The 12,272-nt window shown below is 71.7% G+C and carries 9 protein-coding genes and 1 pseudogene; 3 read left to right on the top strand and 7 right to left on the bottom strand.

Annotated features, from left to right (window positions below; genetic code table 11):
• The coding region (locus VK640_12260) for a hypothetical protein (GenBank protein ID HTE73957.1) at positions 1-192 on the top strand (192 nt) is incomplete at its 5' end.
• Positions 193-235: 43 nt separating this feature from the next.
• Here the strand turns inward: VK640_12260 and VK640_12255 are convergent.
• The gene (locus tag VK640_12255) at positions 236-484 is read right to left on the bottom strand and encodes a hypothetical protein (GenBank protein HTE73956.1); all 249 of its coding nucleotides are present in this window, start codon (positions 482-484) and stop codon (positions 236-238) included.
• Positions 485-567: 83 nt separating this feature from the next.
• The gene (locus VK640_12250) at positions 568-1,107 is read right to left on the bottom strand and encodes a universal stress protein (protein ID HTE73955.1); all 540 of its coding nucleotides are present in this window, start codon (positions 1,105-1,107) and stop codon (positions 568-570) included.
• A 330-nt stretch (positions 1,108-1,437) separates the two neighbouring features.
• Here VK640_12250 and VK640_12245 point away from each other — a divergent pair, with 330 nt between their 5' ends.
• The gene (locus tag VK640_12245; protein ID HTE73954.1) at positions 1,438-2,019 is read left to right on the top strand and encodes a hypothetical protein; all 582 of its coding nucleotides are present in this window, start codon (positions 1,438-1,440) and stop codon (positions 2,017-2,019) included.
• A 72-nt stretch (positions 2,020-2,091) separates the two neighbouring features.
• Here VK640_12245 and VK640_12240 read toward each other — a convergent pair whose 3' ends face one another.
• The 5 genes and pseudogenes from VK640_12240 to VK640_12220 form a co-directional block, all read right to left on the bottom strand.
• The gene (locus VK640_12240) at positions 2,092-5,451 is read right to left on the bottom strand and encodes a CDP-glycerol glycerophosphotransferase family protein (protein ID HTE73953.1); all 3,360 of its coding nucleotides are present in this window, start codon (positions 5,449-5,451) and stop codon (positions 2,092-2,094) included.
• Between the two features lie 101 nt (positions 5,452-5,552).
• Positions 5,553-5,861: a 4a-hydroxytetrahydrobiopterin dehydratase gene (locus tag VK640_12235; GenBank protein HTE73952.1), complete on the bottom strand. Its 309-nt coding sequence runs from the start codon at positions 5,859-5,861 to the stop codon at positions 5,553-5,555.
• A gap of 662 nt (positions 5,862-6,523) precedes the next feature.
• Positions 6,524-7,267: pseudogene (locus tag VK640_12230) on the bottom strand (succinate dehydrogenase/fumarate reductase iron-sulfur subunit).
• A complete protein-coding gene (locus VK640_12225) occupies positions 7,267-9,216 on the bottom strand; it encodes a fumarate reductase/succinate dehydrogenase flavoprotein subunit (GenBank protein ID HTE73951.1) in 1,950 nt (649 codons plus the stop codon). The pseudogene VK640_12230 and the gene VK640_12225 overlap by 1 nt, the downstream one beginning before the upstream one ends.
• Positions 9,217-9,265: 49 nt before the next feature.
• The gene (locus VK640_12220) at positions 9,266-10,069 is read right to left on the bottom strand and encodes a hypothetical protein (GenBank protein ID HTE73950.1); all 804 of its coding nucleotides are present in this window, start codon (positions 10,067-10,069) and stop codon (positions 9,266-9,268) included.
• A gap of 278 nt (positions 10,070-10,347) precedes the next feature.
• Between VK640_12220 and typA the strand changes: the two genes are divergently transcribed.
• Complete coding sequence (typA, locus tag VK640_12215) at positions 10,348-12,246, top strand: translational GTPase TypA (GenBank protein HTE73949.1); 1,899 nt, start codon at positions 10,348-10,350, stop codon at positions 12,244-12,246.
• Positions 12,247-12,272 lie beyond the last annotated feature (26 nt).

The following is a 12,272-nucleotide window of genomic DNA, read 5'->3' as shown; positions in this document are numbered from 1 at the left end:
ATCGGGATGGCGGTCCGAGGGACGACGGTGATCGGCTCGGCCGACATCGCCTCCGGTGGCACTGCGACGGTGACCTGGAAGGGGCTGACGGCGGGGACCAGGTACGGCTGGTACGCGCGGGCGACGGACCCCACGGGCGCGAGTGCCGAGTCCTCGGTGTTCAGCTTCGTGACGGCGGCGGCCAAGCAGTAGCAGCCTGACGTCGAGAGCCGGCCCGGGACGACCGGGCCGGCTCTCACGCGCTGCGGAGCAGGACGAGCAGCGCGGCCAGCCACAGGATCGTCGTCACCAGGGCGAGGACCTGGACCCGTCGGTTCCGGAGGTGCTCCTGGCGCTGCTGCTCGGCTGCATGCGACCAGCCCGCCCGTCGCTGCAGGTAGCGGACGTGCTGGACGACGGGGACGTCCCGCTGCACGCGCAGCCGCTGCTCTGCCGTGCGGGGACCAGACCGCGCAGGGTCGCGGCCGGACACCGAGGGGTCCACGGCCCCACCATGCGCCGTCAAGACCCTCGCCGCCAAGGGTGCGGGCGCATCAGCGTGTCGGGACCGGTCGTCGGGGTGCGTCATCAGAGCAGCGGTGGCGGGGCGGTCATGCCTCCGTGGCGGCTGCCGGCTGCTGCGGTGAGCTCGAGGTCGGCCGGCACGGCGACGACCGGTGGCACGGCGTGCGACAGGCAGTAGTGGCTCACCGAGCCCACTACTGCGCGCCGCAGCCCCGTGTGCTCGCGGGTCCCGAGCACCAGGGCCTTGGCCTCCCGGGACCGGCCCACGAGAGCCGGTCCGGGCGGGCCCTCCACGATGTCGAGGGTCCAGCGGACCTCGGCGCTGTCGCCGCCCAGGGCGTCCAGCACCCAGCGGGTGGCCCGCGCGCGGGCGTCCTCGGTCGCGGCCTGCAGGTAGTCGCCCGCTCCGGAGGTCACGGCGGCGGCGCCCAGGGCGCTCAGCTGCCAGGCATGGATGACGCGCAGGGGCAGTCCGGTCGACCGGGAGTGCTCGGCCGCCCACCTCAGCGCGGCTGCCGACGCCGGCCCCTCGTCCAGCCCCACCGCGATGAAAGCCCGCTCGTTCCCGCTGGCTGCGGTGCGCTCGCCCTCGAACTCGCTCATGGTCGTCATCTCCCGCGCTGTCAGCGCCGCCCTTCGACGTCTGGTCCAACCCTCGGACGAGGCTGGGCGTCGGAGCAGAACCGTTCGACCCGGAAGTGCCGGGACGTACGTCCCACGTCCTGGCCGACGGCTCGAGCTGAGCCCGTCGAGCGGGCCGAGCCGGACCCGACGGACCGGACGTCCCGCGAAAGCGGGGCCGTTCAGGTGCGGACCCCGGGACCTTCGTCCCTGACGTGCGCGACGACCAGCACCGATCTTGGGGACAGGCCCGGACGACGGGCGAACCGCACCGGTCGCCCGACCGGTCACCAGGAAGGACTAGGTGCCGCCATGCGCCGCAGAACTCTCGACATCCTGCTCACCACCGGCGGGCTCGTGCTCGCCGCGATCCTGCTCGTGGCAGGCGGCCTCCTCGTCTGGGCCAACACCTTCATCGAGGACCAGGTCACCACGCAGCTGAGCCAGCAGAACGTCTTCTTCCCGCCGAAGGGTGAGGCGACCGCCGACCCGAAGATCGGTCCGTACATCAACCAGTACGCCGAGCAGCAGCTGGTCAACGGCGAGCAGGCCAAGGCCTACGCCGACCACTTCATCGCGGTCCACCTCGAGGAGTCGACCGGTGGCAAGACCTACTCCGAGCTCTCCACGATCTCCCGTGAGAACCCGGACGACGCCGAGGCTGCGGCCCTGGTGCAGACCGCCTTCCGCGGCGAGACGCTGCGCGGCCTCCTGCTCAACGCCTACGCGTTCTGGAAGATGGCGCAGATCGCGATGTACGCCGCGATCGCAGCCTTCGTCGGCGCCGGCCTGATGCTGCTCCTGAGCATCGCGGGCTTCGTCCACCTCCGCCGGGTCGACCCGACCGAGGAGGCCTTCACCGCGCACACCGACAAGGCGCCCGCGCTGGCCTGACGGCCCTTCCCGCACCCGGCGGTCACCGGGTCACGAGGCCCCTGCCGAGCACCGGCAGGGGCCTCGCTGTGCTCAGAGGTGCTCGCGGAAGACCCGGTCGACCAGCCGCTGCGCCGCGTGGCCGTCGTCCCAGGGGGTGAAGTCGGCCCGGAAGGCGGCGTAGGTGTCGGCGTGCGCCGCACAGGCGGCGTCGATGTCGCGGATCGCCGCGACCACCTCGGCCGAGGTGGCGAGGTGCGGACCCGGCTGGCGCTCCGGGTCGAAGTAGAAGCCGCGCAGGCGGTCCCGGTAGTCCGCCAGGTCGTAGCTGAAGAACAGCATCGGCCGCCCGGTCACCGCGAAGTCGAACATCAGCGACGAGTAGTCGCTGACCAGGATGTCGGTGGCCAGCAGCAGCTCGTTGACGTCCGGCCACGACGAGACGTCCAGCGCGAACGACCCGTCGACGCCCGGCACGCTGTCGACCACCTTGGCGTGCCGACGGACCAGCAGCACGTGGTCGTCCGCCAGCTCGCGGCGGGCCGCCTCGAGGTCGAGCTGCATGTCCAGGCTGTAGCGGTTGCCGGAGTAACGGTGGTCGTCCCGCATCGTCGGCGCGTACAGCACCACCCGGACGTCCGCGTCCAGACCGAGCGAGCGACGTACGGCCGCCGCCCGCTCCTCGCGGTCCGGCGCGTGGAAGACGTCGGTGCGCGGGTAGCCGGTCTCGAGCAGCTCGCCCTCGAAGCCGAACGCTCCCCGCAGGATGTGCGAGCTGGGCGGGTTGGGGGAGACCAGGTAGTCCCACCGGGCAGACTCACCCTTGATCATCTCGGTGTATCGCTGGGTGGTCATCGCGTCCCACCGCGGGTTGTCCAGCGCGATCCGCTTGAACGGCGCGCCGTGCCAGGTCTGCACGACGACCTGCGCGTCAGGCGTCTCGAACCACGGCTCCATCGGGCGGTAGTTGGGCACGACGACGTAGCGGGCCCTGGCCAGCGCCTCGAAGTGGTCGCGGCCGTAGCGACGCACCGGCTGGAGCCCGTCGGGGAGCGCCGTCTGGCCGTCGACGACCATCCAGCGGCACGGCAGGCCGGGCACCCGCCGCCGCAGCTCCTCGTAGATCGCCCGAGCGTTGTCGCCGTAGGCACGGCTCTCGTAGCTCTCGAAGAGGACCTCGTCGCGGACCCCTTGCCGGAGGAACGCGGGGAAGTCCTGCCAGCGGAGCCGGTGCTGGTTGACCGGGCCCCGCTCGTCGTCGCGAAGGTCCGGACCGACCTCGAGCACGAGGTCGCCGTCCTCCTCGGTGACCGTGAACGGCTTGGTGCCGACCGCGTGCTCCATCGGCAGCCTCGCCAGGACGCCGGGCTCCGCGGCGAGCGGGACGCCGTGCTCCTCGCCGTCCTCACCGGCACGGGCGTCGTCGTCGGGACGGACCAGGAGCAGCCAGGTGCCGTACGGCAGGGGCAGGTCGCCCGCGACGGTCGGCATGGCCGCCGGTGAGAGCCGCAGGACGAACCGGCCGCCGGCGACCTGGACCTCGAGCACCCGGTCCCGGGCGGTGCGCCGGGCGGCCAGCACCACGGTGCCGTCGAGCCCGGACGGCCAGCTCCCTACGAGCTCGACCGTGTCGCCGTCCCAGCGCGCGCCGTCGACCACGGGGTGCGCCCGCCGGACCGCGATCTCCACCCGGCCGTTCGCGGTGCGGGACACCTCCACGTCGTGGCGCCCGGTCGCGGCACGCGCCGGCGCGAGGTCGCTCGCCGCGCGGAGCGGGACCCGGCGGTCCACCCCGGGCAGGGTGAACCGGGCCGACCAGGCGGCCTGTCCCTCGAGGTCGTCGGCGGCCAGGGCGAGCAGCGTCCTCGTGGGAACCTTCGCGGTGAACCGCCGGCCGGCGAGCCCGGCCACCCGGACCGGCACCTGAAGCACCTCGGCGCCCGACAGCCGGCGCAGCGTGAGGGTCGTCGAGCGGCGCCGGGTGCGGCGTCGCAGCCGCCCGGTGAGCACGACGGTGCCCTCGGCGCCCTTGGTGACGCGGGCCCGGGTGATGACCGCCGGCAGGTACTCGACCTCCACGGCGAAGGTGCCGCGGCCGGAGACCGGCACGAGGCGGACCGCCCCCGCGGCGTCCTCCGGCTCGTGCAGCGCGGGATGCCGAGCGCCGCCCGGGGTGGTGGCCGCGACGTTGCGGGTCCGGGACACCGACCCAGCGGTGACGGTCGCCTCCAGCCGCCAGGTCGCCGGGCTCCACCCCTGGTCGTCACGCAGCAGGCGGCTGTCGAGGACGGTGCGGAACCCGGCCCAGTCGTAGCTGTAGGGGTCGCGCGAGCGGACGGTGACGTCCGGGCGGAGGACCCGCTCGACCGGGAGCTCGATCCGCCGGCCGTCCGTGCCACGCACCAGCGCCAGCTCAAGGCGGTCTCGGTCCGCCCGCTCGATGTCGACAAGGCGCAGGTAGGCGTGCCCCTCGACGTGCAGGAGGCCCTTCTGCCAGCGGACCCCTTCGACCCGTCCGCGCAGGTCGATCTCACCATCCAGCCGGAAGACGTCACGTGGGACCGCGAGGTCGGCACCGTCGCGGAACGGCAGGTCGGCCAGGCGCTCCTCCCCGTCAGCGACCCAGCGCCTCAGCCGCAGTGCGCCGCTCCGCTCGGCCGTCACCACCTCGGCGACCTCCGCCACGAGCCCTCGTGACGCGAGGTGGTAGGTGAGCCGGGTGACTGCGGGCAGGCCGGCCAGCATCGCCGGGTCGTCGCCGCCCACGGCGGTCGAGACGCGCCCGACCAGCTCGCGACGTACGTCGTCGTCGGCCTCGGCGAGGCCGGGAAGCGCGGCGCGCAGAGCCGGCTCCAGCACCGCGCCGAACCAGTGCGCGCGGGCCACGGCCGGCAGGCCGGCGCCCACGGCCGCCAGGTCGTCGATCTCGGCGAGCACGTCGCCCAGGTCCTCCGCCCGCAGGTGGTGGTGGCTCCGGCGCAGCCGCGGCGGACGCGCCTGCTCGGCCGTCACCGGCTCGGGCACCAGGTCGACGGACGCGGCCGCGGCCAGGGCACCCGCCATCGTGCCGCGGCGCGGGCCGTCGACCGGCCAGGTCAGACCCAGCCGGTCCCACGCTGCGCGGCGCCAGAGCACCGCCGCGACGGTCTGGTGCTCGAGCAGCGCCGGGGTCAGCGCGACCGTCGTGCCGGTCGTGGCGGACAGCAGGGCACCGGCGACGCCGCCGGCGTCCGCGGTGCCCACGGCCGCGTCCGACCCGCTCGAGGCCAGCGCGTCGTGCAGCGCTCTCACTCCGCTGCCCACCAGCACGTCGGTGCGGCCGAGGAACAGCAGGAGCTCCCCGGTCGCCTCGTCGAGCGGGGCGACCTCGGCGGCGACCGGGAGTGCCTCGACGGACGCGTGCGACCTGGGGTCGAGCACGCCGTCGATCGGGACGACGGTGACGCGGGGCATCGGGGCAGCCTCTTCCTGGTGGGGCGCCCGAAGTGTAGGTGCCCGTCCATCACGTGCGGTGGTCGCCGCGTCGTGGTGCGTCGACGCCCGGTGCCCTCCGGTCAGGTGGTGCCGGTGTCGCGGCTCGCGCCCGAGAGCATCCGGTCGATCCGGGCCGCGAGGTCGACGTCCTTGCTGGTGACCCCTCCGGCGCTGTGCGTCCGGAGCCGGAAGACGACGGCGTCGGCCTCGCGGCTGACGTCGGGGTGGTGGTCCACCTCGTCGGCCACCTGCGCCACCGACTCGAGCAGGCCGTCCTGGCTGTCGGCCGGCACGTCGGCCCGCTTGACGAGCGCGTCGTCCTCGAAGGTCCACCCGGGCAGGGCGCCGAGCGCGGTCTCGACGTCCGCAGGGTCCAGCAGGTCGGGCATGGTGCGTCCTTCCGGTGGGGAGACCCTCCCCCTACCGCGGGTCGCGCCCCGTCACACGCTCACCCGTGGACGTTCATGTCCTCCAGGTTGCTGCGCGCCCCGGCCAGCCGCGGGTTGTCGGGCCAGAGAACCTGTGCCTCCCTCATCGCGTCGCGCGACTCGTCCGACTCGCCCAGCGCGGCGAGGGCCTCGGAGAGGGTGATCAGGTCGTCGGCGCGCGCGGCACGGTCCTGGTCCCACTTGATCGCCTCTCGTGCGTGCTCGAGGGCCTCGGACAGGCGGCCGTGCACCAGGTGGTGGAGAGCGTGGGTGCCGGCGAGCACGGTGCCGGTGCTCGCGTAGCGCTGCGCCTGGGTCACCGAGGTGGCGACCTCGTCCTCGACCCGGTCCAGCTCCAGCTGGCCGGCCTCGACCGCGCACAGCAGCTCCCAGGCGTGACCGCCCAGAGCCTCGAGCCGGGCCGAGCTGCTGCGCCCGGCGTGCTCGACCTGGGCGCGCGTCGCCTCGGCCGCCTCCGCGAAGCGGCCCTGCGTGTGCAGGGCACGCTGCAGGGTGACGAGAGCGGCCCGGTCCGACGGCTTGCTGCGCAGCCGCTCGCGGGCCTGCGTCTCCGCCTTCGCGGTGTCGCCGGAGTGCAGCACGCGGTTGGCCGCCACGGCCGACCGGCGCGGGATCTTGTTGCCCAGCCAGACCAGCGGGTCATACTTGGTGTCGACCACGCGCTCCTTCATCGGGATGATGGCGTTGTCGGTGATCTTGATGTGCTCGGGGCACACCTCGGTGCAGCACTTGGTGATGTTGCACATGCCGAGGCCGTGGACGTCCTGCGCCTGGCGCTTCCGGTCCTTGGCGTCCAATGGGTGCATGTCGAGCTCGGCCAGCCGGATGAAGAAGCGAGGGCCGGCGAAGGACGGCTTGTTGTCCTCGTGGTCACGGACGACGTGGCAGGTGTCCTGGCAGAGGAAGCACTCGATGCACTTGCGGAACTCCTGGCTGCGCTCCACGTCGAGCTGGTCCATCCGGTACTCGCCGGGAGCGAGGTCGGCCGGCGGCGCGAACGCCGGCACCTGACGGGCCTTCTCGTAGTTGTAGGAGACGTCCGTGACGAGGTCCTTGACGACCGGGAAGGCGCGCAGCGGCGTGACCGTGACGACCTGGTCCTCGGTGAAGGTGCTCATGCGCGTCATGCACATCAGCCGGGGCCGGCCGTTGACCTCGGCGCTGCAGGATCCGCACTTGCCGGCCTTGCAGTTCCACCGGACCGCTAGGTCCGGTGCCTGCGTCGCCTGCAGGCGGTGGATGATGTCGAGGACGACCTCACCCTCGTTGACCTCGACCGTGAAGTCCTCGAGGTCCCCGTCGCTGTCGTCGCCCCGCCAGACCTTGAACCGCGCGTTGTAGCCCATCAGGCCTTCTTCTCCTCGAACTTCTCCTCGGGGAGGATCGCCAGCTCCTCGTCGGTCATGTACTTGCTGAGCTCCTCGCGGTCGAAGAGCGAGAGCAGCTCGGGCGGCATCACCGGCAGCGGCTGCTGGGTCACCTCGACCCCCTCGCCGGCCGGCCGGCACACCAGGTTGACCTTGCGCCACTCGTCGCTCATGGCAGGGAAGTCGTCGCGGGTGTGGCCGCCACGCGACTCCTCGCGGATCAGCGCGGACCGGGCGACGCATTCCGACACGATCAGCATGTTGGGCAGGTCCAGCGCCAGGTGCCAGCCCGGGTTGAAGATCTTGTCGCCGCGCACCGTGATCTTCTTGGCCCGCTCCTTGAGGTCGTCGAGCTTCTTCAGCGCCATCTGGACCTCGTCGGCGGTGCGGATGATGCCGACCAGGTCGTTCATCGTCTGCTGCAGTTCGGCGTGGATGGCGTAGGGGTTCTCGCCGCCCTTGCCCGAGAAGGGAGCCTCCGCCTCGGCCCGGACCGTCTCGACGTCCTCGTCGGTGACCGCCGGCCGGGCGCGCCCGAGACCGTCGACGTACTGGGCCGCGCCGAGGCCCGCCCTGCGGCCGAACACCAGCAGGTCGGACAGCGAGTTGCCCCCAAGGCGGTTGGAGCCATGCATGCCGCCCGACACCTCGCCCGCGGCGAACAGGCCGGGCACCGTCGCAGCGGCCGTGTCGGGGTCGACCTCGACCCCGCCCATCACGTAGTGGCAGGTCGGTCCGACCTCCATCGGCTGCGCGGTGATGTCGACGTCGGCCAGCTCCTTGAACTGGTGGTACATCGACGGCAGCTTCTTGCGGATCTGGTCGGCGGGCAGCCGGGATGCGATGTCCAGGAAGACCCCGCCGGCGGGGGAGCCGCGGCCGGCCTTGACCTCCGAGTTGATGGCCCGGGCGACCTCGTCGCGCGGGAGCAGCTCCGGCGGGCGCCGGTTGTTGTCGGCGTCGGTGTACCAGCGGTCGGCCTCCTCCTCCGTCTCCGCGTACTGCTTGCGGAAGACGGCGGGGACGTAGTCGAACATGAAGCGCTTGCCGTCAGCGTTCTTCAGGACACCGCCGTCGCCGCGCACCGACTCGGTGACCAGGATCCCCTTGACGCTCGGCGGCCAGACCATGCCGGTGGGGTGGAACTGGACGAACTCCATGTTGAGCAGCGTCGCGCCCGCCTTCATCGCGAGGGCATGACCGTCACCGGTGTACTCCCAGGAGTTCGACGTCACCTTGAACGACTTGCCGATCCCGCCGGTGGCGAGCACGACCGCCGGCGCCTCGAAGACGACCAGGGTGCCGTCCTCGCGGGTGTAGCCGACCGCGCCGGAGATGCGGTCGCCGTCCTTCATCAGGGCGGTGATCGTGGTCTCGGCGAAGACCTTGATCATCGCCTCGGCGTCGCGGTGGTCGCGCAGGTCGTCCTGCTGCAGCGAGACGACCTTCTGCTGCAGGGTGCGGATCATCTCGAGGCCGGTGCGGTCACCGACGTGGGCCAGTCGGGGGTACTCGTGACCGCCGAAGTTGCGCTGGCTGATCCTGCCGTCCTTGGTGCGGTCGAAGAGCGCGCCGTAGGTCTCGAGCTCCCAGACCCGGTCCGGTGCCTCCTTGGCGTGCAGCTCCGCCATCCGCCAGTTGTTGAGGAACTTCCCGCCGCGCATGGTGTCGCGGAAGTGGACCTGCCAGTTGTCCTTCGGGTTCACGTTGGCCATGGCGGCGGCCGCGCCGCCCTCGGCCATGACCGTGTGCGCCTTGCCGAACAGCGACTTGCAGACGATGGCGGTGCGCTTGCCCTGCATCCGCGACTCGATGGCGGCCCGCAACCCGGCGCCACCGGCCCCGATCACCACGACGTCGTAGCGGTGTCGGTCGACACCGCCGCCGGATCGCTCGCGATCGGTCGGGGACCCCTGCATCTCGGTCATCGGTCGCGTCATCCTCGGTCTAGGTTCCGTGCGGGCTTCGTCGGGTGCATCAGTTGTAGATGCGCAGGTCCTCGATGGCGCCGCTGGCGACCAGCAGCACGTAGAAGTCCGCCGCCAGGACGGAGAACAGCGAGTACCAGGCGAACTGCTGGTGCCGGGCGTTGAGCTTGGACACCTGGGTCCAGATCCAGTAGCGGACCGGGTGTCGGGAGAAGTGGTTGAGGCGCCCGCCGGTGATGCTCCGGCAGGAGTGGCAGCCGAGTGTGTAGGCCCAGATCAGCACCACGTTGACCCACAGGATGACCGTGCCGAGGCCGATGCCGAAGCCGCCGTCCTCGCCGTGGAAGGCGATGAAGGCGTCGTACGTCAGAAGGGCGGCGACCAGCAGGGCGAAGTAGAAGAAGTAGCGGTGGACGTTCTGGAAGATCAGCGGGAAGCGCGTCTCGCCGGAGTAGGCCTTGTGCGGCTCGGCGACCGCGCAGGCGGGTGGCGAGAACCAGAACGCCCGGTAGTAGGTCTTGCGGTAGTAGTAGCAGGTGGCCCGGAAGCCGCCCGGGAACACCAGGATGAACATCGCCGGCGACATCCACGAGGGGAGGCTGGGCAGCGGCGTCCCGAGGAAGTGGCTGGACCCCTCGACGCAGCTGTTGGACAGGCAGGGCGAGTAGAACGGTGCCAGGTAGTGGAACTCCTCGACCCAGTAGTTCTGGTCGTAGAAGATCCGGAAGGTGCCGTAGACCAGGAAGAAGGTCAGGCCGGCTGCGTTGAGCAGGGGCCACACCCACCACCGGTCGGTCCGGAGGGTACGGGCCGAGATCTTCGCCCGCCCCGGGCTCGTCGTACCAGTGCTCATCGCCGTCCCACGGTTCGCCTCTGAGTTCGTCGTTGCTTCCCGCTCGGCGTCTCGACCGGGAGCAGGTCGCCGGGCGCCGCGCCGGTCAGTTTGTCATCTCACGCCCGGCCGGTGGACGCCCCCTCCCGCCGGACCCACGGAACGGGTGCGGCTCGGCGCGGAATGGTGTCCAGTACCAGGTCCTCCGTAGACTGGGCCGGCCCTTCCGAGATCCACTGTGCGCTGCTGCACCCGACACTCCGCACGAGTGGTGCGTCTACGCCCAGTGGAGTCCCCGCATGCCTGCTCAGACCCGCTCCGACCTGCGCAACGTCGCGATCGTCGCCCACGTGGACCACGGCAAGACCACGCTGGTCGACGCGATGCTCTGGCAGAGCGGCGCCTTCTCCCAGCACCAGGCCGACACCGGCGACGTCAACGAGCGCGTCATGGACTCGATGGACCTGGAGAGGGAGAAGGGCATCACGATCCTGGCCAAGAACACCGCGGTCCGGCACCGGATCGACGACCGCGAGGTCGTCATCAACATCATCGACACCCCGGGCCACGCCGACTTCGGTGGCGAGGTCGAGCGCGGACTGTCCATGGTCGACGGGGTCGTGCTGCTGGTCGACGCGAGCGAGGGGCCGCTGCCGCAGACCCGCTTCGTGCTCCGCAAGGCCCTGCAGGCCAGACTGCCGGTGGTCCTGGTCGTCAACAAGGTCGACCGTCCCGACGCCCGGATCGCCGAGGTGGTGGACGAGACCTACGAGCTCTTCCTCGACCTTGATGCGACCGAGGAGCAGATCGAGTTTCCCATCCTCTACTGCTCGGCCAAGGCCGGCCGGGCGTCGCTGGAGCGACCGGCCGACGGTGCGATGCCCGACAGCAAGGACCTCGAGCCGATGTTCGAGACGATCCTGTCGGCCGTGCCCGCCCCGACGTACGACGACAAGGCGCCGCTGCAGGCGCACGTGACCAACCTCGACGCGTCCCCGTACCTCGGCCGCCTCGCGCTGTGCCGGGTGCACCAGGGGGAGATCCGCAAGGGCCAGAACGTCGCCTGGTGCCGGGCCGACGGCAGCGTCGAGCGGGTGAAGATCACCGAGCTGCTGATGACCGAGGCGCTCGAGCGGGTGCCTGCGGAGGAGGCCGGGCCGGGCGACATCATCGCCATCGCCGGCATCCCGGAGATCACCATCGGCGAGACGCTCGCCGACGCGGACGACCCGCGGCCGCTGCCGGTCATCACGATCGACGAGCCCAACATCTCGATGACGATCGGCATCAACACCTCGCCGCTCGCGGGGGAGAGCGGCAAGAAGCTCACCGCCCGGCTGGTCAAGGGCCGCCTGGACGCCGAGCTGGTCGGGAACGTCTCGATCCGGGTCCTGCCCACCGAGCGGCCGGACACCTGGGAGGTCCAGGGCCGCGGCGAGCTGCAGCTCGCGATCCTCGTCGAGATCATGCGCCGCGAGGGCTTCGAGCTGACGGTCGGCAAGCCGCAGGTCGTCACCAGGCTGGTCGGCGGCAAGGTGCACGAGCCGATGGAGCGGCTGACCATCGACGCGCCCAGCGACTACCAGGGCGTGCTGATCCAGCTGCTGGCGCTGCGCAAGGGCCGGCTCGAGCAGATGGTCGACCACGGCACCGGCTGGATCCGGATGGAGTACATCGTGCCCGCTCGGGGCCTGATCGGCTTCCGCACCGAGTTCCTCACCGAGACGCGGGGCACCGGGCTGCTGCACCACGTCCACGAGCGCTTCGAGCCGTGGCACGGCGAGCTGCGGACCCGCCCGACCGGGTCGCTGGTCGCCGACCGCCGTGGCGCAACGACCGGCTTCGCACTGGCCAACCTGCAGGAGCGCGGCACGATGTTCGTCGGGCCGGGCACCCAGGTCTTCGAGGGCATGATCGTGGGTGAGAACTCTCGGTCGGACGACATGGACGTCAACCCGACCAAGGAGAAGAAGCTCACCAACATGCGCCAGTCCTCCGGGGACGTGCTGGTGCCCCTCATCCCGCACCGGGTGCTGTCGCTCGAGCAGGCGCTCGAGTTCTGCCGCGAGGACGAGTGCGTCGAGGTGACCCCGGCCGCGGTCCGGCTGCGCAAGGTGGAGCTGGACGCCGCGACCCGGGGTCGCGCGGCCGCCCGGCGCAAGCGGGACCGAGCGTCACCGCAGGTCGGCGTGTCGTGACCGGCCGGCCCCCGGGCACGCGCGCC

It is taken from the genome of Actinomycetes bacterium (assembly GCA_035489715.1).
Classification (GTDB): Bacteria; Actinomycetota; Actinomycetes; order JACCUZ01; family JACCUZ01; genus DATHAP01.
This window is presented reverse-complemented; position numbering and strand designations above follow the sequence as displayed.